Source organism: Mesorhizobium sp. WSM4850, assembly GCF_055811735.1.
Genome location: NZ_JBVVPV010000014.1, coordinates 72,501 through 95,186, shown reverse-complemented (window position 1 = coordinate 95,186; position 22,686 = coordinate 72,501). Strand labels below are relative to the sequence as shown.

Below are 22,686 nucleotides of genomic sequence, written 5' to 3'. Positions count from 1 at the left end.
GTTCACGGAAAATATGATCCACGCCTCGGGTCGCAGGCAGTCAGCCCTCGCCGGTTGTTTTTTCCACCACTGGCTGTGGAGCCGGGTCCGCGTCCGCCGGCGCCTCGGCACCCGCCTTTTTGGTCCGCTTGCGCCAATTGCGCACAAAGCCAACGATGCGGTCGGCGATCTCGCCGGCACTCAGGAACACCGGCACCCGTGCCACCGGCGCGGTCGGCTCCAGGGAAAGACCGAGGCCAGTGATCCTGCCCTTGTCGTCGACATCGCGGACGATCAGCTCGATCGGACCAATTAGCACGCGGTCGGCATATTCGGCATGGCCACCGAGCCGCTCCGTCACCAGGTCGCCAACCGTCAGCTTGCGTTCCTCCTCGGTCAGGCCCGGCGCGTAAGCTGCTTCCAGTTCCGCGGCGGAGCGTGCCGGATCGACGGCGAAGGCGCCGAAGAAGTCGGCATCCTCGGGATCGACCACGGCGCGGCTGGCGAACAGCTTATCGAGCAGGGCCGGATAGCGATCCGGCACGAAGATGTAGACATGGTCGCCGGCGGCGAGCCTGCCCATGTCCTGGAAGCGCATCGAGCGCCCGTCGCGCAGCACGAGCGACGGCCGCGCCCAGCGCGGAATGCGCTCGCCGCGCGCCACCGGGCTGCCCGGCGCCACGCGGTAGGCGAGCAGTTCGTGATGGGCGGAGCCAGGCAATTCGAGCTCGACCTTGTCCAACGGACCCAGCCGGGCGGGCACGATCAGGCCGAGCCGGCGCGCCAGCGGTCCGACGGTCCATCCCTGGATGACCAGCGATACCAACACCACGATGAAGGCGGTGTTGAAGATGAGGCGGCCATTCTCAAGACCGCCAAGCAGCGGCGTGATGGCGAGCAGGATCGACACGGCGCCACGCAGACCCACCCATGAGACGAAGGCGACTTCCGGGCGCGGCAGACGAAACGGCATCAGGCAAAGCCAGACGGCGATCGGCCGCGCCACGAATATCAGGAACAGGCCCAGCAGCACCGCCGGCAGCAGGATCGCCGGAAATTGCGAGGGCGTCGCGAACAGGCCGAGGATCAGGAACATGATGATCTGCGCCAGCCACGACATGCCGTCCTGGAAGCGCTTGAGGATGGTGACGGCGCGGATGTCGGAATTGCCGGCAATGAGGCCGGCGAGATAGACCGCCAGAAAGCCGGAGCCGCCAATGGCGCCGGCGGCGGCGAACACCATCAGCGACAGCGTCAGCACGAAGATCGGCAGCAGCCCGTGGTCGAGATTGAGCCGGTCGACGAGGCGAACGATGGCGAGGCCGCCGAAAATGCCGACGACGGCGCCAAGCCCCATGTTGAGAAGGAAGCCGAGGACAAGGTCGGTAACCAGCACCCTGGCCTCGGGGCTGGCGTTGGCGGCGATGATCTCGACCAGGCTTATGGTCAGGAAGATGGCGATCGGGTCGTTGGTGCCGGATTCCACCTCGAGCGTGGAACGCACGCGTTCGCGCAAATTGATCTCGCCGGCGCGCAACAGGAAGAACACCGCTGCCGCGTCGGTCGAGGCGACAGCGGCCCCGAGCAGGAAGGATTCCAGCCAGCTGAGATCGAGCAGATAATGGGCGACGGCGCCGAACAGGCCTGTGGTCAAAAGGACGCCGACGGTCGCCAGCGACAGCGCCGGTCCGGCCGCCTGGCGCAACGCGTTGAGCGGTGTGCCGAAACCGGAATCGAACAGGATCACCGCCAGCGCCAGTGAGCCGGCAAAATAAGCCAGCCGCGCGTTGTCGAACTGGATGCCGAGGCCGTCGGTTCCAGTGGCCAGGCCAATGCAGAGAAACAGCAGCAAGAGAGGGGCGCCGAAGCGGAAGGCGATCAGGCTCGAAAACGCGGCGGCAACGACGAGAGCGGCGCCGACAAGCGTCACGAGATAGATCGCATGCTCCATCCGCCAATTGCCCCTCGAATTCGTGTCCCTCTCGCTTTACGGGAGAGTGAGGCGAAGACATGACCGGTGCAAGGCGCGAGGGTGGTTTTTTGCGCTATGCCGCTGATTTTCGAGTGTTTTGGCGCTCAAGGCGCGGGTCTTGCCAAAAAAACCCTTAGAACGTCTTTGCACATTCAAAAGGGCGCTGGGCGCTCTCATGAAAACGCCCGGACAGGCCGGGCGTTTCAAGTCGCAAGAAGACGGTTCTGCGGTCAGGCGATGGTCTTGCCGAAGGCGACTGATGTGTCGGCCATGCGGTTGGAAAAACCCCATTCATTGTCGTACCAGGACAGCACCGAAACGAAGTTGCCGTCCATGACCTTGGTCTGGTCGAGCGCCATGATCGAGGAATGCGGGTCGTGGTTGAAGTCGATCGACACGTTCGGATGACGGGTGACGGCGAGAACGCCCTTCAGCTTGCCGTTGGAGGCGGCGATCACCGCCTCGTTGATTTCCTGCACCGTGGTCGAACGCTTGGCGATGAACTTGAAATCGACGACCGAGACGTTCGGGGTCGGCACGCGGATGGAGATGCCGTCGAGCTTGCCCTTGAGGTCGGGCAGCACCAGGCCGATCGCCTTGGCCGCACCGGTCGAGGTCGGGATCTGCGACAGCGCCGCGGCGCGGGCGCGGTAGAGATCCTTGTGCATGGTGTCCAATGTCGGCTGGTCGCCGGTGTAGGAGTGGATCGTCGTCATCATGCCCTTCTCGATGCCGACGGCCTCATGCAGCACGGCTGCCAGCGGCGCCAGGCAGTTGGTGGTGCAGGAGGCGTTCGAGATGACGATGTGGTCCTTGGTCAGCTTGTCGTGGTTGATGCCATAGACGACGGTGAGGTCGGCGCCCTCGGCAGGCGCCGAGACGAGGACGCGCTTGGCGCCAGCGGTCAGATGCGCAGCGGCCTTGTCGCGGGCGGTGAAGATGCCGGTGCATTCGAGCGCGATGTCGATGCCGAGTTCCTTCCACGGCAGCTGCGTCGGGTCCTTGATGGCGGTGACCTTGAATTTTTCGCTGCCGACGGTGATCTGGTCACCGTCGACCGTCACTTCATGCGGGAAGCGGCCATGCACGCTGTCGTAGCGCAGCAGATGCGCATTGGTCTCGACCGGGCCGAGGTCGTTGACAGCGACGACATCGATGTCCTTGCGGCCGGATTCGTGGATGGCGCGCAGGATGTTGCGGCCGATGCGGCCGAATCCGTTGATGGCAACTCTGACGGTCATTTTTCTCTCCCTGGGAGTTGGAGGCCGAAGATCAAGTCCGCAGCTTCATAACGGCGGGCTGGCAAAGAATCCAGCCGTCGATGGGTTGGATTTAAGTCCATTAGGTCGCGGCTGCCGGCGAAACCGCCATGTGCGGCTTCGCTGGAGACCAGCATATTTACTCGCCGTGCAGGCGGGCTTCCGCTGCCTTCACCGTTGCTTCGGCGGTGATGCCGAAATGCGGATAGAGCTGTTCAATCGTGCCAGAGGCGCCGAAGCCGGTCATGCCGATGAAGATGCCGTCGGTGCCGATGAAATGATCCCAGCCCTGGCGGATGCCGGCTTCGATGGCGATCTTGACCGGCGCGTTGCCGATCGTCTTGTTGCGGTAATCGGCACTTTGCTTGTCGAACAATTCGAAGCAGGGCACAGAGACGACGCGGGTCGGATGGCCGTGCTTCTCCAGCGCCTCGCGCGCCGCCAGCGCAATCTCGACCTCGGAACCCGAAGCGAAGATCGTCACCGCCGCATCGCCACTGGCAGCGGCCAGCTCATAGGCGCCCTGGCGACAAAGGTTTTCCGCAACGAAGTCGTTGCGCACCGCCGCCAGGTTCTGCCGGGTCAGCGCCAGCGTCGAAGGCGTCTTTTCCTGCTCGAGGGCCAACTGCCAGCATTCGGCGGTCTCGACCGCGTCGGCCGGGCGGAAGACATTGTGGTTCGGAATGGCGCGCAGTGCGGCCAGATGCTCGACTGGCTGATGGGTGGGGCCGTCTTCGCCGAGACCGATGGAATCGTGGGTCATGACGAAGATCGAGCGGATGCCCATCAGCGAGGCGAGCCGCATCGACGGACGGGCATAGTCGGAAAAGCACATGAACGTGCCGCCATAGGCGATGAGGCCGCCATGCAGCGTCAGTCCGTTGAGCGCGGCGGCCATGCCGTGCTCGCGGACGCCGTAGTGAACGTAGCGCTGGCCGTAGTCGTCTGATGTGATGTTCTTGGTCTGGCTGGTCTTGGTGTTGTTGGAGCCGGTCAGGTCGGCCGAGCCGCCGATGGTTTCCGGCACGGCGCCGTTGATGATTTCGAGCGCCATTTCCGACGATTTTCGGGTGGCGACCTTCGGTTTGTCCGCGGCGAGCTTCTTCTTGTAGTCGGCGATGACGGCGTCGAAATTAGCCGGCAGCGTGCCGCTGATGCGGCGCTCGAATTCGCTGCGCAATTGGGCGTCGGCCTTAGCCAGGCGGCCTTCCCAGTCGGCGCGTGCCTTGACGCCGGTCTTGCCGGCTTCGCGCCAGGCATCGAGGATATCGGCAGGAAGCTCGAAAGGCGGATAATCCCAACCGAAGAATTTTCTCGCGCCGGCGATTTCCTCGGCGCCGAGCGGCGAACCGTGCGCCTTGTTGGTGCCGGCCTTGGTCGGCGCGCCGAAGCCGATCGTCGTCTTGCAGCCGATCATCGTCGGCTTGTCGGAATGGCGCGCCGCCTCGATGGCATAGGCGATCGCTTCCGGATCCTGGCCGTCGATGTGGCTGGCGTTCCAGCCGGACGCCTGGAAGCGGGCGACCTGATCGGTGTTGTCGGCCAGCGAAACCGGGCCGTCGATCGAGATGTTGTTGTTGTCCCAAAATACAATCAGCTTGTTCAGCTTGAGATGTCCGGCAAGCGCGATGGCTTCCTGGGAAACGCCCTCCATCAGGCAGCCGTCACCGGCCAGCACATAGGTGTAGTGGTCGACGAGGTCGTTGCCGAAGGCGGCATTCATGATGCGCTCGCCGAGCGCGAAACCGACCGAATTGGCAAGTCCCTGGCCGAGCGGGCCGGTCGTCGTCTCGATGCCGGCGGCATGGCCGTATTCGGGATGGCCCGCCGTCCTCGATCCCACTTGCCGAAAATGCTTGATCTGGTCGAGGGTGATGTCCTCGTAGCCGGTCAGATAAAGCAGCGAATAAAGCAGCATAGAACCGTGGCCGGCCGACAGGATGAAACGGTCGCGATCGGGCCAATGCGGGTTCTTCGCATCGTATTTCAGGAAACGCGTGAACAGCACCGTGGCGATGTCGGCGCAGCCCATGGGCAGGCCGGGGTGGCCGGACTGGGCCTTCTCGACGGCGTCCATGGAAAGAAAACGGATCGCATTGGTCATCCGGTCATGTTGTTCACGCGAGGTCATGCTTCCTCCAGTGTCGGGGTTCGGGGCCTTGGGAGAGCCCTGGAAAGGGGTGCGCGACACATAGCAGGCGCGGCTTTTTAGTCAACAAACCGGCGCGTTTTTGCCGATCTTGTTGTTCAGTAAACCGGCGCTTTTGCCGGACTTGCGATGGCGCCAGAAGGGCTTTGGTGGCCTAAATTAGCGTTAGCAGGGGACAGTCGCGAGAGCTTTATTGACGTTGGCTTCACACGGCGCATAATGTTTCAGACATAACGCGTTCTGAACGTGGATGATTCGGTGATGGGCAGGGCGCAGGACGAAAGCCATGACCGGGGAAACGACACTCAAGGAAGTCATCGCCAGGCTGGGTAAGGCCATCGAGGGGCTGGAAGACGCCGTCGCGGCCAAGCTCGAGCACGAGCGCGACTATACGGAAGCCGAGGCGGAGGTGCAGCGCATGAACGCCGACCGCTCTCGGCTGGCGCAGGAACTCGACAATTCCGAAGCGCGCGCCGAACGGCTGGAAGACGCCAACAAGGAAGTGTCGCGTCGGCTGGTGACCGCCATGGAAACCATCCGCGCCGTGTTGGATAGATAGGGGCTGGCCCAATGGCACAAGTCACGGTTTCCATCGATGGCAAGCAGTATCGCATGGCTTGCGACGAGGGCCAGGAAGAGCATCTGATCGACCTTGCCGAGCGCTTCGACCGCTATGTCTCGCATCTGAAAGACTCATTCGGCGAAATCGGCGACCAGCGGCTGACGGTGATGGCCGGCATCATGGTCATGGACGAGCTTTCGGAACTGCAAAAGCGCGTCAAGGGCATGGAAAGCGAAGTGCTGACGCTGCGCAAGACGCGTGACGACGCGCTGACCAAGGCCGACAAGAACGATTCCGTACTGACTCAGGCGCTTGGCGCGCTCGCCCAGCGCATGGAAGATCTGGCGACGACTCTGGCGGTGAACAAGGCCTAGATTTCCACTGCTGTCGGGCCCAACGCCCTATTGCGCCGGCATCAATGGGCGCGAAATGCTGCTGTTTACGACAAAAAGCGAAAAAGTTGTCGTCGCCGGCCCCGGTACCGGTGCAACAGGCGTTTGAAGGATGACGCCGCAGTGGTAAAAAGGCGGAAGCAGGGCCGGTGGGTGGTCCATGCCGGCTGCAATCACAGGGTAGGGACGCATCATGAGCCTTCGTATCAACGACACCGCGCCGGATTTCACGGCCGAAACCACGCAAGGGACGATCAACTTCCACGAATGGATCGGTGACGGCTGGGCAGTGCTTTTCAGCCATCCGAAGAATTTCACGCCGGTCTGCACGACCGAGCTCGGCACGATGGCCGGGCTGGAAGGCGAGTTCAAGAAGCGCAACGTCAAGATCATCGGCATTTCCGTCGATCCGGTCGAAAGCCATGGCAAATGGCAGGACGACATCAAGAAGGCGACCGGCCAATCGGTGAACTACCCGTTGATCGGCGACAAGGACCTCAAGGTCGCCAAGCTTTACGAGATGTTGCCGGCGGGCGCCGGCGAAACCTCGGAAGGCCGCACGCCCGCCGACAACGCTACGGTGCGTTCAGTTTATGTCATCGGCCCCGACAAGAAGATCAAGCTGGTTCTCACCTATCCGATGACGACCGGCCGTAACTTCGATGAGATCCTGCGTGCGATCGATTCCATACAGTTGACCGCCAAGCACCAGGTGGCGACGCCGGCGAACTGGAAGCAGGGCGAGGACGTCATCATCACCGCCGCTGTTTCGAACGAGGATGCGGTCAAGCGTTTCGGCGCCTTCGAGACGATCCTGCCGTATCTCCGCAAGACCAAGCAGCCCTCCGCCTGAGAAGGCGGCACGGAAGGATTTTCGGCTTTTTTGCCTCGGCGAAGCATGCGGTGCTTGACGGCGTGGCGCTGGCGAATGACCATGCTCTTCTTTTACCCCGGCAGGGAAAACCATTCCTGCCGGGTGGGAGTTGAGGGAGCCGGGATTGGACGCATCATCGGCCAAGCTGCAGGTGGCAGGCTTTTACGACAAGCCGAGCGGGTCCATCCAGTATGTCGTTGCCGACCCGCAGACGCGACGATGCGCAATCATTGATCCGGTCCTGGATTTCGACGAGAAGTCCGGCGCCACTGCCACGAAAAATGCCGACGCCCTGCTCGACTTCATTAGAGATCAACGGCTGGTTGTCGAATGGATCCTCGACACCCACCCGCATGCCGACCATTTCTCGGCGGCACACTATCTCAGCACGAAGACAGGAGCGCCGACGGCGATCGGCGAGAAGGTCGTCGACGTCCAGAAACTGTGGAAGGCAATCTACAACTGGCCGGGGTTTCCTGCCGACGGATCCCAGTGGAACAGGCTGTTTGCCGACGGCGAGACCTTTATGGTCGGCGGCATTCCGGCAAAGGTGCTTTTTTCGCCGGGCCACACGCTGGCCTCGATCACCTATGTGATCGGCGACGCCGCTTTCATCCATGATACGCTGTTCATGCCGGATAGCGGCACGGCGAGAGCGGACTTTCCCGGCGGCAGTGCCGCGCAACTCTGGCGCTCGATCCAAAATATCCTCGCGCTGCCGGACGAGACACGTCTGTTCGTCGGTCATGACTACCAGGCGGAGGGGCGCGAGCCCTTGTGGGAGAGCACGGTCGCGGAACAAAAATCCGGGAATACCCATGTTGCCGCTTGCAGGACCGAGGCCGATTTCGTTGCGTTGCGCGAGGCGCGCGACAGGACGCTGCCGATGCCGAGGCTGATCCTGCACGCGCTGCAGGTCAACATGAATGGCGGGCGCTTGCCGGAACCGGAATCCAACGGCCGCCGCTATTTGAAATTTCCGCTCGATTGCCTTTGAGGGGCGCGGGTCCAACTTTTGCAATCTCGGCGCCGCCCCTCATCGCCCTGCCGGGCACTTCTCCCCGTATAGTGACGGGGAGAAGGACGCTTTGGCTGACGCAGCCTCTTCTCCCCGTCACTATACGGGGAGAAGGTGGCGGCAGCCAGATGAGGGGCAGCGCAGACGCCAGCCATTCTAGCTTCAGGGTTTTGTTCGGCGGACTAAATGTTCATACGTGATTTGCCAAGGGTCGCTCTCGGAAGATCTTTCCTCGCCGATCCAATGGAAGCTGTTGGCAGTGATCTCGGTGAAACGCCATCGAGTTTTCAGACCGCGCGAATCAATGCCGAGTTGGACAATGTCCTTACCCTCGGCCCGCCCGATCTGGCGCGAGTGATCTCGGTTGAGCGGGTCGTTCCATATGACGTGCCAGCCATCGATCCCAGGATCGAAGATGCGCAAAGTCGTGCCATACATCATGGATGGCGCAGGGCGCTTGGGCCTGATCCAGACGTCCTGAATCGCGCGGCCTTCGAGCACCCAGCCAAAATGGCATTCTCCATCCCATTTCTGGATTGTGCCGTCATCGCGGTAGTGGACCGTGTCCATTTCCCAGCTTCCAATTAGCCATCCATACAGGTTCATGTCTTTCGCTCGGTCGGCTGGGGGACCTGCGGACCCGAGAGCGGTGAGAAACGGAGAAATCGTCATCGTCATACTGCCTTTGGTTTCCAAATAGGCGAGCTCAATTGCCCAGCGCAGCCCCGACGGCCGGTTGTCGCGCCCGCTTGCCGCAAGCGTCGCCTTGTGAAATTTCACGACGGAAGCCCGTGTCGGCGCCGGAACATTGCCGCCACAATTTGCAGCGTTGCGGTTTCCAGGGCTTGGGGAAAATTGCTATAAGCCGCTATGAGCCAGCCAGGCTGATCACACCGAGGACCCACAAAAAAGGCGGCGCCAGTTACCTGGCGCCGCCGCTATTTGTTTCCGCCGGAGGTTTTACGCCGCCGGCTGCGCCTCGATGGTGCGCAGCGCCTGCATCTGGCGCTTGGCTGCGGCCTTGACCGCGTCCTGCACCTTCTCGAAGGCGCGCACCTCGATCTGGCGCACGCGCTCGCGGCTGATGTCGAACTCGGCCGACAGCTCTTCCAGCGTCAGCGGCTCCTCGGCCAGGCGGCGCGCCTCGAAGATGCGCCGCTCGCGCTCGTTGAGCACGGCAAGAGCGCCGGACAGCATGCCGCGCCGGTTTTCCAGCTCGTCCTGCTCGATCAGCGCCTCTTCCTGGCTTTCGTGGTCATCGACCAGCCAGTCCTGCCACTCACCGGACTCGCCTTCGCTCGCCCGGATCGGCGCGTTGAGCGAGGCGTCGCCCGACAGGCGGCGGTTCATCGACACCACTTCCGCTTCCGACACGTTGAGGCGGGTGGCGATCTCGGCGATCTGCTCGGGCTTCAAGTCGCCGTCGTCGAGCGCCTGGATCTTGCCCTTCACCTTGCGCAGGTTGAAGAACAGGCGCTTCTGGTTGGCGGTGGTGCCCATCTTGACCAGGCTCCACGAGCGCAGGATGTATTCCTGGATCGAGGCCTTGATCCACCACATGGCGTAGGTGGCGAGCCGGAAGCCGCGCTCCGGTTCGAATTTCTTGACGGCCTGCATCAGGCCGACATTGCCTTCCGAGATCACTTCGCCGATCGGCAGGCCATAGCCGCGATAGCCCATGGCGATCTTGGCGACGAGCCGAAGGTGGCTGGTGACGAGCTTGTGCGCAGCCGTGGTGTCCTCGTGCTCAGCGTAACGCTTGGCGAGCATGTACTCTTCCTGCGGCTGAAGCATCGGAAAGCGACGGATTTCTTCCAGGTAGCGGCTGAGGCCGCCTTCACCGGAAACGATACTGGGTAGTGACTGGGCCATGATAGCGCCCCTCTCTCTTGGAGTGGTGCCCCCTAACGCGGCGGGCATATGTCACGAACGCCAAAAGGCTCGTTCGCGACAGCGGATGTATACAGGAACAAAACCAGAAAGGACAGCATTTGGTTCAACACGAAACAGTGTGTCACGCCAAAGTGAACAACGCGGGTCAGGTTTTTGCCGATCTGGTTTTGAATGGATGAAGCCGGTTCAGAGTCTGCGGAAACCGTCCACAAGTTCCTCCATGTCGCTCGGCAGCGGCGCCTCGAACCTCATCGGTAAATGGGTAGTCGGATGCCGAAATTCAAGCAGGCGGGCATGCAATGCCTGTCGCGGAAAGGCCTTCACCTGGCCTTTCAGCGGCTCGGGCAGCCGGTTCGCCTTGGTGCGAAAGGCCTGGCCGTAATCGGGATCGCCGACGACGGGATGGCCGATATGAGCCATGTGGACACGGATCTGATGGGTGCGGCCGGTTTCGAGCCGGCATTCGACCAGGCTCGCCGTGGCAAACTCCTTTTGCTGCTCGCCAAAGCGCTCGACCACCGTGAAATGGGTGACGGCGTGGCGGGCATCGTCGCGGCCCTCTGGCACCACGGCACGGCGCACGCGGTCGGCGGCGCGACCGAGTGGCTCGTCGACCGTGCCTGTCGGTCTCATCGGAATGCCCCAGACCAGCGCCAGATAGGCGCGTTTGAGATCGCCGGTCCGGCCATGGTCGGCAAAGGCCTCTGACAATGATTTGTGGGCGCGGTCGGTCTTGGCCACGACCATGACGCCGCTGGTCTCCTTGTCCAGGCGGTGGACGATGCCCGGCCGCCGCACACCGCCGATGCCGGAAAGACTGTCGCCGCAATGGTGGATCAGCGCGTTGACCAGCGTGCCGGTCCAGTTGCCGGCGCCGGGATGGACGACCAGCCCCGGCGGCTTGTCGATGACGATCAATTCATTGTCTTCATAGAGGACGTCGAGCGGGATGTTCTCGCCTTGCGGCTCCGCCGGCTCCGGCTCCGGCATGTCGACCGATACGCGGTCACCGGCTGCCATCTTGCGTTTGGTCTCGTTGACCGGCTGGCCGCCGACCTTGACGGCGCCCTGCCGGATCAGCATCTGCACCCGGCTGCGCGACATGTCCGGGCCGAGCTTGCCCGCCAGCCATTGGTCGAGCCGCTGGCCGGCCGCATCGGGGCCTGCTTCCAGCACGACTGATCCCCCGTCTGGCGATCCCTCGACAGTGTCTGGTGATCCGCCCGTCAATCCATCCTCTATCAATATCGGGGTCTCTTCGTTATGAGCGCTCATCGAAAATCGTTCCGGAATGTTTGCCATGGCTGCTGCCGATGAAGACGAGGAAAAGCCGCTCGACCCCGAAGTCGAAAAGGTGCGCAAGAAGCTCGTCCGCTTCGTCGGCATCAATCTCGGCCTGCTGTTCCTCGCCCTTATGGTGGTGATTGCAGCCCTTGTCTACAAAACGCGCAGCGCGCCACCGGCAGCCCCATCCCTTGCCGGCGACATCCAGGTGCCCTCTGGCGAGCCGCTGACCGGCGACATCGTGCTGCCGGTCGGCGCCAGGGTCATCAGCCAGTCGCTTTCCGGCAACCGCGTCTCCATCGATGCGGAGCTTGCCGACGGCAGCCGCGCCATTTTTGTCTACGACATCACTGAGCGCCGCATCATCGGTCGCTTCTCGATCCGCAACAAGTGACTGGTTTCGCCGAACATCGCCGCGTCGCCAGCGTTGCGCTTGTCGTCGCCAATTACGACGAGGCGATCGCCTGGTATGTCGACAAGCTGGGCTTCTTGCTCACAGAGGACGTCGATCTCGGCGGAGGCAAGCGCTGGGTCACGGTGGCGCCGGCGAACGGACAAGGCGCGCAGCTGCTGCTGGCCGAAGCGTCGGATGATGCGCAAAGGGATAGCATCGGCAACCAGGCCGGCGGCCGCGTCTTTTTGTTTCTCGAAACCGACGATTTTGTCCGCGACCATGCGGCAATGCTCAAAAAGGGCGTTGAATTCCGCGAGGCGCCCCGCCGCGAGGCCTATGGCACTGTGGCGGTTTTCGCCGATCTCCATGGAAATCTCTGGGACTTGATCGAGCCAAAACGATAGGCCTGCAACGGATATTTCCCCGACATCATTGACTGCCAGAAGCCCAGTTGCTTTTTCCCGGCCGTCAGCCTATATCGCCGGTTCTTGAACGCGCCCATCGTCTAGCGGTCAGGACACCGCCCTCTCACGGCGGGAACAGGGGTTCGATTCCCCTTGGGCGTACCAAGGATTTCAAACTTTTCCGTATGCTGGCCCCGCCGTCTGTCACGGCCAGATTCGCCGCTTCTGGCGCGGCCCCTTCAATTGAATTAGCATCGCGTCATGTAGCCAGGGGCCAAGGGTCCAGGACGGTGCGCAGAACGCCGCCGGGGACGAATCTGTCGTGCAGCGAATAGATCGACGCTCTTCCTGGGACGCGGAGATCATGGGAGGAAGGCCAATGCAGAAGCTGCAATCGCAAGGCGTCCATCACATCACGCTGGTCGGCGCCGGGCGCCAGACCTCGATCGATTTCTGGGAAGGCGTGCTTGGCATGCCTTTCATCTTCGAGCAGCCCAACCTCGACAAGGCCAGCGAAAGCCACCTCTATTTCGATCCGGGCGACGGCCGGCTGATCACCATCTTCACCGACGAGAGCCGCACGCCGGTCAAACGGCGCACGCCGACCGATCCGGGCTGCGTCCATCACATCGCGTTTGCGGTGTCGCGGGTCACCTTCCTGCAGGCGGTCGCCCGGCTCGACGAGCGCGCCATCAAGCACAGCGGCGTCAAGGATCGCGGTTTTATGGATTCGATCTATTTCGAGGATCCGCTCGGCCTGCTGATCGAGCTCGCTTCCTACCGTTTCGAGCCGCCGGCGGGATTTACCCATGCCGACGTGCTGATGCAGGCGCACAAGCTTCGCGTCGCGCGCGGCGACTACGCAATCGCCGAAGTGCATCTCGCCGACGCGATCCAGGCGCTGGTCGAGCGCTCCCGTGCGACCTTATCGGAAGACCGCGCGCCGAAAAATCCATACTGACGACAGGCCAAAAAAGGGAGGAACACAATGGCAAAGACGACCACGAAAAGTGCGAAGAAGCCGGCCGCCAAGGCCGCTACGAAACCAGCTGCCAAGGCGACAAAGCCTGCGGCCAAGGCGACAACGCCTGCGGCCAAGGCGTCAGGCGCTTCCGCCAAGTCGGCAACGAAAGCCGCCGCAAAAGCTGCAGACAAGGCGTCCGCGAAATCGGCAACGAAAGCCGCCGCAAAAGCTGCAGACAAGGCGTCCGCGAAATCGGCGCGGAAGACCAAGGCGAAATCAGGAAAGAAGCCTGCGCTGACGCTCAGCATGCTGAAGCCGAGCGTCAACAATATGAGCGTACGGGTGTTTGCGCGCGCGGCCGGGCTCGACCATTCCGAGACCGACGTATGGGGCCACACGCGCTCGCCCGAGTATATGGCGCGAAACCCGGCCCATCTGACGCCGATGATCGAGGACAAGGGCCTGCCCAGGAGCGTGTTGTGGGAAAGCTGCGCCATCATGCAGTATCTCGCCAACAAGCACGGGCTGGAGAAATTATATCCCAAGGCGCCGGCCAAGCGGGCGATGATCGACAGCGCCATGTTCTATCTGATCGGCACGCTCTACCCCTATGTGGCGCGCGCCACCTATCCTGCGCTGAATTTCCCGCAATATGCCGGCGAGGTCGGCCACAGCGACGCTCATCCCGACAAGAAGGCGGAAGCCCAGAAGGCCGCTATAGCAGCGATAGCCGAGCCGCTGGAGGTCTTTCACAGCTTCTTCAGGAACGGCAAGCCGTTCATCGGCGGCAAGAACCCGTCGATCGCCGACATCCGCCTGGCGGCGACGCTCGAATTCCTGGCCGCCATCGACTACGCGCTGCCCCAATGGGCGAAGGAGTACATGACGGCGATCGAAAAGAAGCTCGGCAAGGCCTATACCGAGCCGGCGGCCGACGTGCGCGGCTATATCGCCCATGTGAAGTCGCAGGCCGGGGCGTGAGGCTTTCACTCTCACGGTTTTGCTTGCCCAGGCCGATCTAACCGAGCCCGAAGGCCCGCCGCCTTTTACGGGACGTAAGAATGTTTGAAGCGTCGACGACGAAGCGACGATTGACCTGGAGGCAGCGGTCCTGATGATCAGGCCTGCGCGGGTGGCGTCCATAGAAGGGACTGTGTATGACCCGCAAACTACCCTTATTCGCCGCGTTCGGCCTGGCGCTTGCTGCCCTGGCGGCGTGTGACCAAACTCAATCGGGAGGAACGCAGGCGACGACCGCTGGCCAATTGCCGCCACCTCCAGCCGACACGATGACGCCGGCACCCGCAACCCCGCCAGCTCAGACAGCCCCTGTTCAGTAGCAGATCGTCGTTTTCAAAAAGGAACCCTCGCCCCGAGAGGCGGGGGTTCGCTTTTGCCATTTCAGCTGCAAAGCGGTGCGGCATGACTGATGCTGCGCTTGTCGTTCAGGGACCGAACATTACAAGCTCGGTGAACGACAGATCTCCAAGCGAGGGTGGTCTGGGACCCCTAAAATATTTCAGCCCGCTGTTGGCGCGGTACCACCCGAACAGACCTCCAATCGGCTCCCTGGCGTCGACGACGCAAAGCAGGATGCCGCTTCGCAAGAGAAAGCGCCCGATGGCACCGGCGCACCGGCTCAAATCCGCGAGGGAGCGGCAATAGACGATCTGATAGGATGGGATAAGACCGCGCAATATCCGGCGCGGCATCAATACGAAAGGAAACGCTGCTCCGTCGCAAATGCAAATCAATGACCGGCAGCCAAGTGCTGAGTGTTCCGAGAGTATGTACCTCTCGCTGTCGGACAGCATCGCCATTTCCGCAAGATCGGGACGAGCTTCAAGCACGCGACATGACGGCTGCGCCGAACTAAAAGCCGGCAAGAAGGCAAATTGTCCGGTGGTGAAGGGCCGAAAACCGAGCGCCCAGTTGGCTTTCAATGTTGCGGGCGCCGGCGAAATATTGGTGTAGGTCACGTCCCTTCGCTTGAGAATCGTCGTGACCAATTTGGCGCCATAGGGACGGAATTCTGCATCGACGGACCAGCTTGAAAGGTTGCAGCGGACTTCGTCGCCTTCCTGCCCGGGATAACGGGTATAAAGGGTCAGCACAACGCCGACGATCCGATCGGCCTTCTCCAAGGCCAAGCCGTATTGTGGGAACTCGGCGACGGGAGGCCGCTGCGACAAACGGGTCAGCGCCTGTATCCAGTAACTCCGGTCACGCTTCGGAAACCCCCGGCACAGGCAGTCGACCACTCCTTGCCAATCTGCTTCGCGAATTGGTCGACAGTGAACGCCAGGAGGGAGAGCGCCAAGCACGGCCATAAGTCGACTTCCAGAATAGGCTAAGCGCGTTGCGGCTGAACGGATCCATTGCGACGCGCTTTAAGTTCTTGTTTTGATGCATGTCGTTATCGCAAAAACGCTGCGCAGCCTCGGGTCAGGCCCGAGGGCATGCTTTTGCGCGACATGCGTCTTCGATATGCCTCATACGCTAACACGTTGGTGTACAACGATTAATAATATGTGCAGCATTTAAAGACGACTTTCTGCACTGATCACGAAGACGCAAATCAGATTGGCCACGACGCGTCGACGAGCGGTTCCCGTCGGTTAAGGATTCGTTAACCAAATCCCTATCTACTGGTCGGCAATTCACCTCCAACCCGTGACCACGGATGTACTGGCGCGGTCGAGGTGGAAGGAAAGGTCGGCCATGTGCCGGCCTTTTTGTCTCGCGGGCTATTGTCCCCGGGAAGCCGCGGCTTCAAGCGCAGCGGCACGCTGATCGGGCCGCCGATTCAGCCAAGCGTTGTTGGCGTCACCTCGAGCGATCGGACCGGTTCACCAGATATCAGTATTGCCCGCGTCTCGCATTGACATGGCGTGCCAATTCCGGCGTCTCGAAGACGTAGTCGCTCCAGGCCGATTCCGGAATCTGACCGACCAGATAGCATTCCAGCAAAAGACTTTGCTCAGGACTGAGAGGTCTCGGCGCGCGCTCATGGTCCATTCTCAGCGAGTGAAACAGACTTCTGGGCGAGTGAAGCAGATTTCCGGGCAAGTGAAACAGATTTCTGGTCACGTTCGAGACAGTGAAGTGGATCGACATGTGTTCGGTCTCCTTTGACCAGGGATCGGGATCGATCTCCGCTCCGCTGCCTTCGGCTCGGAAAGGACCATGCGCCAAATCAAAACGCCACAGCATGCTTTGTGCGTCCAAAGCGACGCGCGGCGCTGCAATGGCTGTTTAACGTCGAAGGCCGGATAAGGTTCAACGCGGCTGGCGGTAACGCCGATCAGGCAGCCCGAAACCCATCAGGTCGGCTCATGCTCTCGGCCTGCGCGTCTGACCGAACCGCTGCGGCAGCTGCGCAGCAACGTTTTCAAGGCGGCGCATCTTTTAGCTGCCAGCGCTTGAATGCCGGCTGGCTATTCGCAGACCATGCGGACCCGTTTTCCGGGTTGGCTGACGTTCCTGCAGGTGAGCGGTTTCGCCGGCTCGGATGACGGCATCGGCGGTTGTTTGGCAGTCCTGGCGATTTTCCTCCTCGGCGCCACGGAGGTGCCGATTTTGCGGGCCGCCGCTGTTTCCGGCGTTTCGGGCGCCGCAGGAAAGACATCGGTCTGCAGCAACTGCGGCTGTTCGGCTTGCGCCTGCTGCGGCGGCCGGTCCCAGAACCGCCGGACATCGAGCGGCCTTGGAATGACGACGGTGCCGTCGTAGCTGCGCGAGCAGCCGCCCCCTAGCAGCAGCATCGGGCACACGAAAAAAGGCAGGATCCGTCGCAACATCGGCAACACCCTTGCGGGATCTATAACGTGGCTTCGGTTCTACCGACAACCGTCGGAATACACTGCGGGCAAGGCTAGCGCATGACCCGGAGAATCGGAATCGATTTCGCTGGGGATCATGCGCAAAAATCAAAGTGCCGCAGCGTCCCTGGCGCGACTTTGGCGCGATTGGGGGCGGGCATGGACGACTGCCTGCCCAAGCCCATCAGCCCTAAGCCCATTAGCCCCAGGCGGCGTCTTGCTCGAAAAGGTCCGCGGACGGGGAAATCCACGCGCGGGATAGCCACATCAGCCTGTCGGGTCCAGCCGATTCGGCGACGCGTTGCGACAAGACTATGGTGCGATCGCACCATACCAAAGCATGCGTCCGGTTGGAACAATAAGCGCATTCGAGTTCCGCTCCTCCAGTTACGGGCGGGAGCAGCGACCGCCGGCAAGAAGCAGGGTCAGATTTACCCCAACGGACCTGCTTCGGCGATGGCACGGCCATGACCTCCTTGGCCGCATGCAACGCGCTCCCGCCCGGATTTTCTTTTTCGGCGCCAATTGTTCGCCCGTCCAGGCAAATGCCGGCCGCAATTCGCGCAAGCTGCTGATTCCAGCGGCAAACTACGGCTGTACCGGCGAGACCCGCGGCCCTTCCTTTTGACAGGGCTGTGCGGCGGTTACCGGGCTGACATCAAACTGTCATGTGACTGTAATAATCGGGGGCTATGGCCTCAGCGGGCGCCGAAGGAATGGCGCCGAGAGACCATTTTTCCGAACAGGAGCAGGCCACATGAAGAAATTCCTCCTTACGGCGTCGGCCGCGGCGCTTGCGCTCGCCGCGTCGGCTGGTTATGCCGCCGCGCGCGACCAGATTCAAATCGTTGGTTCGTCCACAGTGTTCCCCTTCACGACGGCTGTCGCTGAAAAACTCGGCCAGAGCGGAAAGATCAAGACCCCGGTCGTCGAGTCGACTGGCACCGGCGGCGGCATGAAGCTGTTTTGCCAGGGCGTCGGCGAAAATACCGCCGACTTCACCAATGCCTCGCGCGCCATCAAGGATAGCGAGCTTAAAACCTGCAAGGCAAACGGCGTGACGCCGGTCGAAATCAAGGTCGGCTTCGACGGCATCGTACTGGCCAACTCGAAGGCAGGGACTGTCGTCGATCTGACCAAGGAACAGGTTTTCAAGGCGCTCGCCAAGAACGTCGCTGTCGACGGCAAGGTCGTCCCCAACCCCTACAAGAACTGGTCGGATGTCGATGCATCGCTTCCCGCGACAAAGATCGAGGTGCTTGGCCCGCCGCCGACATCCGGCACGCGCGATGCGTTCGTCGAACTCGTCATGGATGCGGCCTGCCAGGAAGAAGTGAAGGCGGCTAATGAAAAGGGCTGCGGCGAGATCCGCGAAGACGGCGCTTTTGTCGAGGCCGGCGAAAACGACAATCTGATCGTCCAGAAGCTGGAAGCCAACCCCAATGCCTTCGGCGTCTTTGGCTTCTCGTTCCTTGACCAGAACGCCGACAAGCTGCAGGGCCACAAGGTCGACGGCGTCGAGCCGACTTTCGAGAACATCGCATCCGGCGATTACGGCGTTTCCCGCTCGCTCTTTGTCTATGCCAAAAAAGAGCATGTCGGCGTCATCCCCGGCATGCAGGAGTTCATCGCCGAGTACACCTCGGATGCTGCATGGGGTCCTGATGGTTATCTGGCCGACAAGGGCCTGATCCCGCTGCCGGACGCCGAGCGCGCCAAGTCGGCCGAAAACGCCAAGGCCCTGAAGGGCATGGGCTCCTGATGTTTCGGGGTCCGAGCCTACCGCTCTGACCCCTCATATCCTAAAGCACAAAGCGCGGGACCATAGGTCCCGTGCTTTGAGCCGGTGAATGACCGGCGGTCGAGGGGACGTCCCGAATCATGGTCGGTTATCTCGTTGTTCTTCTGTTGGTTCTGGCCGCAGCGGCCTATTGGATAGGCCGGACCCGCGCCATTGCCAGTGTCAATGGCGACGTTGCGCGATTGCATTCGCTGCCTGGCCAGCATGGCATGTTTCTGGCGCTTTTTGCTGCCGGTCCCGCGCTGCTTGCGATCGTGTTGTGGTCGCTGGTGACGCCGGGAATTGAATCGTCGATCATTGCCGACCGCTTCGCCTCCGAGTTGTCGGGAATGGGCGTCCCGCAGGTCGAAGCTTTCATCCGCGACGCTCGCGCGATGGCCTTTGGCGGGCTTGTCGGCTTCGCCGACCCCACGAAAGAGGCGGCCGCCGCCCTCTACAAATCGGTCCATGCGACCAGCACCTGGATCATCTGGACCGTCGCACTCGTGCTTTCCGCGTCCGGATTTTACTGGGCCTATTCACGCATCGCACAGGCCTACCGGGCGCGCCACGTGGTCGAGCGCGTTCTTCGCGCATTCTTGATCGCCTGTTCGGTGGTCGCGATCCTGACGACGATCGGCATCGTCCTGTCGCTTATCTTCGAGTCGCTGCGGTTCTTCCAACAGGTGCCGTTCTACAAGTTCCTGTTCGGCACGCATTGGTCGCCGCAGAGCGCCTTCACCGGCGCGGGAGCGGAGGCCGGGGCGGTCAACGAGGACATTTTTGGCATGGTGCCGCTCTTTGCCGGCACGTTGCTCATCACCTTCATCGCCATGCTTGTGGCTGCGCCTATCGGGCTGATGGCGGCGATCTACCTTTCGGATTACGCCTCCAAAAGCGTCCGCGCGGTCGCAAAGCCGGTTCTGGAAATCCTCGCCGGCATTCCGACCGTCGTCTACGGCTTCTTCGCCGCGCTGACGGTTGCGCCCTACTTCCGCGGTATCGGCGAAAGCCTGGGCCTCAACGTCGCGTCTGAATCCGCGCTCGCCGCAGGCGTGGTCATGGGTATCATGATCATTCCCTTCGTTTCCTCGCTTTCCGACGATGTGATCAACGCCGTTCCGCAATCCCTGAGAGACGGTTCTGCCGGCCTCGGCGCGACCAAGTCGGAAACCATCCGCAAGGTGGTCCTTCCCGCTGCCCTTCCGGGCATCGTTTCGGCGATGCTGCTTGCCGTCAGCCGCGCAATCGGCGAAACGATGATCGTGGTCATGGCGGCGGGGCTGGCGGCAAACCTCACGGCAAATCCGCTCGAAGCGGTCACCACCGTGACCGTGCAGATCGTGACGCTGCTGGTGGGCGACCAGGAGTTCGACAGCGCCAAGACGCTTGCAGCCTTCGCACTCGGCCTGGTGCTGTTCTGCATCACGCTTACCCTCAACATCGTCGCTTTGCGCGTCGTCCAGAAATACCGAGAGCAATATGACTGATGCGATCTCGTCATTCGGCGCCGTCGGACGGCCGGTCAGCATTCATACCGACGATGCCGCGAAGGCGCGGCTGAAGGGCCGCTACCGCACGGAAAAATGGTTCAAATGGCTCGGCGCCGCAGCTGTCGCGTTGGCCGGCTTGTTCCTTGTGCTGCTCCTGTCGACGATCGTCACGCAGGCGATTCCGGCGCTGCGGCAGAACTACGTGACGCTGCCGATCGATCTTTCAGCGGCCAAGGTCGACCCGGCGAAACTCGATGAGGTGAACTACGACGCCATCGCTCAGGAAGCGCTTACGGCAAAATTTCCGGATGTGACGAGCCGCCAGGACAAGCGCCTGCTGCGCGGGCTGATTTCCACCGGCACAGGCGTGTTCCTGCGCAAGGATATTGCGGCTGATCCGGGGATGCTCGGAGGAACGGTGGACTATGCGGTTCCACTTGACGATTTTGCCGACCTCTATCTCAAGGGTTTGCTTGCCGACGTCGGTTCGGACGAAGCGATTTCGACAAGCGTCGCGCCTTCGGGAACCAGCGGCGACATCGATCTGACCTTCGGCGACGATGCCATGCTGGCGCTGGCGCGCGGCCATGGTGCGACCGAGGGCGAAAACGGCATGTTTACGCTGACGAGCGGCGCGTCGTCGCTGCTGGTCGCGTTCAATGGCGGCACGGTCAAGCTGACCTCGCTGTCGCCTGCGGCCAACGGCACGGTGATCGCAAAAGGCACGGTGATCGAGGCGCTGGACAGCACGGCGCCCGCCGCGAGCGGCCAGGCATTCCTGCGCGTCATCGAGACGCCGGAAGCATCGCGAAAGATTTCGGACAAGGTGATCGTCTGGCTCGACACGCTGAAGAGCGCCGGCCTGATCGAAAGCCGGTTCAACTCGATCTTCTTCTTCACCGGCGCAAGCCGCGAGCCGGAATTGGCCGGTGTCTGGGGCGCGGTCGTCGGATCGTTCCTGACCATGATCGTAACCCTCGCCATCGCCTTCCCGATCGGCGTTTCAGCGGCGATCTATCTTGAGGAATTTGCGCCCAAGAACCGGCTGACGACGATGATCGAAGTCAATATCAACAATCTGGCGGCGGTGCCTTCGATCGTCTTCGGCCTGCTTGGACTTGCCGTATTCCTGAATTTCTTCGGCATGCCGCGCTCAGCCCCGGTGGTCGGCGGCATGGTGCTGGCGCTGATGACCCTGCCGATCATCATTATCGCCTCGCGCGCTTCGCTGCGCGCCGTGCCGCCTTCGATCCGCGAGGCGGCGCTTGGCATCGGAGCGTCCAAGGTCCAGACCGTATTCCATCACGTCCTGCCACTGGCGATGCCGGGCATCATGACCGGCACCATCCTCGGAATGGCGCATGCGCTCGGCGAAACCGCGCCGTTGCTGATGATCGGCATGGTCGCCTTCATCGTCGACATTCCCGGCGGCTTCACCGATCCCGCGACGATCCTGCCGGTGCAGATTTTCATGTGGGCGGATTTCCCGGAAGCGGGGTTCCAGCAGAAGACTTCGGCGGCGATTTTGATTTTGCTGGTGTTTTTGGTCATCATGAATGCCATCGCGGTGATACTGCGCAGGCGCTTCGAGCGGCGCTGGTAAGGAGTAGAGGATATGAACATCATGACGGAAGCCGGCGTCGAGCAGAAACTGAGCAGCGCAACCAACGCCCCTTCGATCAAGATGAAGGGCGAAAAGGTCTCCGTTCACTACGGCGAGAAGCGAGCTCTGTTCGACGTCGATCTCGATGTCCGCGAGCATCAGGTGACGGCGTTGATCGGGCCATCGGGCTGTGGCAAGTCGACGTTCCTGCGTTGCCTGAACCGAATGAACGACACCATCGATATCGCGCGGGTGAGCGGCAAGATCACGCTCGACGGCGAGGACGTCTACGATCCGAAAATCGATGTCGTCGAGTTGCGAGCTCGCGTCGGCATGGTATTCCAGAAGCCGAACCCGTTTCCGAAGTCGATCTACGAAAACGTCGCCTACGGTCCGCGCATTCACGGCCTGGCCAGGACCAAGGCCGAGTTGGACGGCATCGTCGAATCGAGCCTGAAGAAGGCCGGCCTGTTCAACGAGGTCAAGGATCGCCTACTCGAGTCGGGTACTGGCCTGTCCGGCGGACAGCAGCAGCGCCTGTGCATCGCGCGCGCCATCGCCGTGTCGCCGGAAGTGATCCTGATGGACGAGCCCTGTTCGGCGCTCGATCCGATCGCCACCGCCCGCGTCGAGGAACTGATCGACGAACTGCGCCAGAACTATACGATCGTCATCGTCACCCATTCGATGCAGCAGGCGGCGCGCGTGTCGCAACGCACGGCGATGTTCCATCTCGGCTATCTGGTCGAGGAGGGCGCGACCGACAAGATGTTCACCAACCCCGACGACAAGCGCACCCAGGACTACATCACCGGCCGGTTCGGCTGAGCGGTCCGGCGAATTTC

21 protein-coding genes and 1 tRNA gene are annotated in these 22,686 nt (G+C 61.9%); 13 read left to right on the top strand and 9 right to left on the bottom strand.

What is annotated here, in order from left to right; all coding sequences use genetic code 11:
• Positions 1 to 40 precede the first annotated feature (40 nt).
• The 3 genes from AC0L2Z_RS16065 to tkt all read right to left on the bottom strand — a co-directional run bounded on the left by AC0L2Z_RS16065 (position 41) and on the right by tkt (position 5,341).
• Positions 41 to 1,930 carry a potassium/proton antiporter gene (locus AC0L2Z_RS16065; protein WP_473628699.1) on the bottom strand — a complete coding sequence of 630 codons (1,890 nt, stop codon included), beginning with the start codon at positions 1,928 to 1,930 and terminating at the stop codon, positions 41 to 43.
• A 251-nt stretch (positions 1,931 to 2,181) separates the two neighbouring features.
• The gene (gene gap, locus AC0L2Z_RS16060) at positions 2,182 to 3,192 is read right to left on the bottom strand and encodes a type I glyceraldehyde-3-phosphate dehydrogenase (RefSeq protein WP_473628698.1); all 1,011 of its coding nucleotides are present in this window, start codon (positions 3,190 to 3,192) and stop codon (positions 2,182 to 2,184) included.
• A gap of 157 nt (positions 3,193 to 3,349) precedes the next feature.
• A complete protein-coding gene (tkt, locus tag AC0L2Z_RS16055) occupies positions 3,350 to 5,341 on the bottom strand; it encodes a transketolase (RefSeq protein WP_473628696.1) in 1,992 nt (663 codons plus the stop codon).
• Positions 5,342 to 5,645: 304 nt separating this feature from the next.
• Between tkt and AC0L2Z_RS16050 the strand changes: the two genes are divergently transcribed.
• The 4 genes from AC0L2Z_RS16050 to AC0L2Z_RS16035 all read left to right on the top strand — a co-directional run bounded on the left by AC0L2Z_RS16050 (position 5,646) and on the right by AC0L2Z_RS16035 (position 8,184).
• Positions 5,646 to 5,918, top strand: a complete 273-nt coding sequence (locus AC0L2Z_RS16050; protein ID WP_128170608.1) for a DUF4164 domain-containing protein — start codon at positions 5,646 to 5,648, stop codon at positions 5,916 to 5,918.
• A gap of 11 nt (positions 5,919 to 5,929) precedes the next feature.
• The gene (locus AC0L2Z_RS16045) at positions 5,930 to 6,295 is read left to right on the top strand and encodes a cell division protein ZapA (RefSeq protein WP_023797070.1); all 366 of its coding nucleotides are present in this window, start codon (positions 5,930 to 5,932) and stop codon (positions 6,293 to 6,295) included.
• A gap of 211 nt (positions 6,296 to 6,506) precedes the next feature.
• Positions 6,507 to 7,166, top strand: coding sequence for a peroxiredoxin (locus tag AC0L2Z_RS16040; RefSeq protein ID WP_077380501.1), 660 nt, complete (start codon positions 6,507 to 6,509; stop codon positions 7,164 to 7,166).
• A gap of 145 nt (positions 7,167 to 7,311) precedes the next feature.
• Positions 7,312 to 8,184: an MBL fold metallo-hydrolase gene (locus AC0L2Z_RS16035; RefSeq protein WP_473628694.1), complete on the top strand. Its 873-nt coding sequence runs from the start codon at positions 7,312 to 7,314 to the stop codon at positions 8,182 to 8,184.
• A 183-nt stretch (positions 8,185 to 8,367) separates the two neighbouring features.
• Here the strand turns inward: AC0L2Z_RS16035 and AC0L2Z_RS16030 are convergent, their stop codons facing one another.
• The 3 genes from AC0L2Z_RS16030 to AC0L2Z_RS16020 all read right to left on the bottom strand — a co-directional run bounded on the left by AC0L2Z_RS16030 (position 8,368) and on the right by AC0L2Z_RS16020 (position 11,373).
• Positions 8,368 to 8,985, bottom strand: coding sequence for a hypothetical protein (locus AC0L2Z_RS16030; RefSeq protein WP_473628693.1), 618 nt, complete (start codon positions 8,983 to 8,985; stop codon positions 8,368 to 8,370).
• A 180-nt stretch (positions 8,986 to 9,165) separates the two neighbouring features.
• Positions 9,166 to 10,077, bottom strand: a complete 912-nt coding sequence (gene rpoH / locus AC0L2Z_RS16025) for an RNA polymerase sigma factor RpoH (protein ID WP_023797074.1) — start codon at positions 10,075 to 10,077, stop codon at positions 9,166 to 9,168.
• Positions 10,078 to 10,284: 207 nt separating this feature from the next.
• Positions 10,285 to 11,373, bottom strand: a complete 1,089-nt coding sequence (locus tag AC0L2Z_RS16020) for an RluA family pseudouridine synthase (RefSeq protein WP_473628692.1) — start codon at positions 11,371 to 11,373, stop codon at positions 10,285 to 10,287.
• A gap of 25 nt (positions 11,374 to 11,398) precedes the next feature.
• On the opposite strand from AC0L2Z_RS16020, the gene AC0L2Z_RS16015 reads away from it, so the two are divergent.
• From AC0L2Z_RS16015 to AC0L2Z_RS15995, 5 genes are all read left to right on the top strand, one after another.
• Entirely contained in the window at positions 11,399 to 11,776 is a 378-nt protein-coding gene (locus tag AC0L2Z_RS16015; RefSeq protein WP_287341922.1) for a fimbrial protein, read from the top strand.
• The gene (locus tag AC0L2Z_RS16010) at positions 11,773 to 12,180 is read left to right on the top strand and encodes a VOC family protein (protein WP_473628690.1); all 408 of its coding nucleotides are present in this window, start codon (positions 11,773 to 11,775) and stop codon (positions 12,178 to 12,180) included. Before AC0L2Z_RS16015 ends, AC0L2Z_RS16010 begins: the two co-directional genes overlap by 4 nt.
• A 90-nt stretch (positions 12,181 to 12,270) precedes the next feature.
• Positions 12,271 to 12,345, top strand: a tRNA-Glu gene (locus tag AC0L2Z_RS16005).
• Positions 12,346 to 12,559: 214 nt separating this feature from the next.
• Positions 12,560 to 13,141 carry a VOC family protein gene (locus AC0L2Z_RS16000; protein ID WP_027153486.1) on the top strand — a complete coding sequence of 194 codons (582 nt, stop codon included), beginning with the start codon at positions 12,560 to 12,562 and terminating at the stop codon, positions 13,139 to 13,141.
• 27 nt (positions 13,142 to 13,168) lie between these two features.
• Complete coding sequence (locus AC0L2Z_RS15995) at positions 13,169 to 14,125, top strand: glutathione S-transferase family protein (RefSeq protein ID WP_473628688.1); 957 nt, start codon at positions 13,169 to 13,171, stop codon at positions 14,123 to 14,125.
• Between the two features lie 464 nt (positions 14,126 to 14,589).
• On the opposite strand, the gene AC0L2Z_RS15990 is transcribed toward AC0L2Z_RS15995, so the two are convergent.
• From AC0L2Z_RS15990 to AC0L2Z_RS15980, 3 genes are all read right to left on the bottom strand, one after another.
• Positions 14,590 to 15,474, bottom strand: a complete 885-nt coding sequence (locus AC0L2Z_RS15990; RefSeq protein ID WP_473628687.1) for a hypothetical protein — start codon at positions 15,472 to 15,474, stop codon at positions 14,590 to 14,592.
• Positions 15,475 to 16,003: 529 nt separating this feature from the next.
• Positions 16,004 to 16,261 carry a hypothetical protein gene (locus tag AC0L2Z_RS15985; RefSeq protein WP_128175409.1) on the bottom strand — a complete coding sequence of 86 codons (258 nt, stop codon included), beginning with the start codon at positions 16,259 to 16,261 and terminating at the stop codon, positions 16,004 to 16,006.
• 320 nt (positions 16,262 to 16,581) lie between these two features.
• Entirely contained in the window at positions 16,582 to 16,908 is a 327-nt protein-coding gene (locus tag AC0L2Z_RS15980; protein ID WP_473628686.1) for a hypothetical protein, read from the bottom strand.
• 814 nt (positions 16,909 to 17,722) lie between these two features.
• On the opposite strand from AC0L2Z_RS15980, the gene AC0L2Z_RS15975 reads away from it, so the two are divergent.
• From AC0L2Z_RS15975 to pstB, 4 genes are all read left to right on the top strand, one after another.
• Positions 17,723 to 18,727 (top strand): PstS family phosphate ABC transporter substrate-binding protein, encoded by a 1,005-nt coding sequence (locus AC0L2Z_RS15975; protein ID WP_091593258.1) that lies wholly within the window; start codon positions 17,723 to 17,725, stop codon positions 18,725 to 18,727.
• 119 nt (positions 18,728 to 18,846) lie between these two features.
• Positions 18,847 to 20,235, top strand: a complete 1,389-nt coding sequence (pstC, locus tag AC0L2Z_RS15970; RefSeq protein WP_473628685.1) for a phosphate ABC transporter permease subunit PstC — start codon at positions 18,847 to 18,849, stop codon at positions 20,233 to 20,235.
• Positions 20,228 to 21,841, top strand: coding sequence for a phosphate ABC transporter permease PstA (gene pstA, locus AC0L2Z_RS15965; protein ID WP_473628683.1), 1,614 nt, complete (start codon positions 20,228 to 20,230; stop codon positions 21,839 to 21,841). The genes pstC and pstA overlap by 8 nt, the downstream gene beginning before the upstream one ends.
• A gap of 12 nt (positions 21,842 to 21,853) precedes the next feature.
• The gene (pstB, locus tag AC0L2Z_RS15960) at positions 21,854 to 22,669 is read left to right on the top strand and encodes a phosphate ABC transporter ATP-binding protein PstB (protein WP_091593253.1); all 816 of its coding nucleotides are present in this window, start codon (positions 21,854 to 21,856) and stop codon (positions 22,667 to 22,669) included.
• The last annotated feature ends 17 nt before the right edge of the window (positions 22,670 to 22,686 follow it).

Coding starts and splice junctions, on each gene's coding strand:
- rpoH (WP_023797074.1), bottom strand. CDS start 10,077: ATGGCCCAGTCACTACCCAGTATCGTTTCCGGTGAAGGCGGCCTCAGC.
- pstC (WP_473628685.1), top strand. CDS start 18,847: ATGGTCGGTTATCTCGTTGTTCTTCTGTTGGTTCTGGCCGCAGCGGCC.
- AC0L2Z_RS16045 (WP_023797070.1), top strand. CDS start 5,930: ATGGCACAAGTCACGGTTTCCATCGATGGCAAGCAGTATCGCATGGCT.
- AC0L2Z_RS15995 (WP_473628688.1), top strand. CDS start 13,169: ATGGCAAAGACGACCACGAAAAGTGCGAAGAAGCCGGCCGCCAAGGCC.
- AC0L2Z_RS15985 (WP_128175409.1), bottom strand. CDS start 16,261: ATGTCGATCCACTTCACTGTCTCGAACGTGACCAGAAATCTGTTTCAC.
- gap (WP_473628698.1), bottom strand. CDS start 3,192: ATGACCGTCAGAGTTGCCATCAACGGATTCGGCCGCATCGGCCGCAAC.
- pstA (WP_473628683.1), top strand. CDS start 20,228: ATGACTGATGCGATCTCGTCATTCGGCGCCGTCGGACGGCCGGTCAGC.
- AC0L2Z_RS16015 (WP_287341922.1), top strand. CDS start 11,399: ATGGCTGCTGCCGATGAAGACGAGGAAAAGCCGCTCGACCCCGAAGTC.
- AC0L2Z_RS15980 (WP_473628686.1), bottom strand. CDS start 16,908: ATGCTGCTGCTAGGGGGCGGCTGCTCGCGCAGCTACGACGGCACCGTC.
- AC0L2Z_RS16000 (WP_027153486.1), top strand. CDS start 12,560: ATGCAGAAGCTGCAATCGCAAGGCGTCCATCACATCACGCTGGTCGGC.
- AC0L2Z_RS16050 (WP_128170608.1), top strand. CDS start 5,646: ATGACCGGGGAAACGACACTCAAGGAAGTCATCGCCAGGCTGGGTAAG.
- pstB (WP_091593253.1), top strand. CDS start 21,854: ATGAACATCATGACGGAAGCCGGCGTCGAGCAGAAACTGAGCAGCGCA.
- AC0L2Z_RS16065 (WP_473628699.1), bottom strand. CDS start 1,930: ATGGAGCATGCGATCTATCTCGTGACGCTTGTCGGCGCCGCTCTCGTC.
- AC0L2Z_RS15975 (WP_091593258.1), top strand. CDS start 17,723: ATGAAGAAATTCCTCCTTACGGCGTCGGCCGCGGCGCTTGCGCTCGCC.
- tkt (WP_473628696.1), bottom strand. CDS start 5,341: ATGACCTCGCGTGAACAACATGACCGGATGACCAATGCGATCCGTTTT.
- AC0L2Z_RS16020 (WP_473628692.1), bottom strand. CDS start 11,373: ATGAGCGCTCATAACGAAGAGACCCCGATATTGATAGAGGATGGATTG.
- AC0L2Z_RS16040 (WP_077380501.1), top strand. CDS start 6,507: ATGAGCCTTCGTATCAACGACACCGCGCCGGATTTCACGGCCGAAACC.
- AC0L2Z_RS15990 (WP_473628687.1), bottom strand. CDS start 15,474: ATGGCCGTGCTTGGCGCTCTCCCTCCTGGCGTTCACTGTCGACCAATT.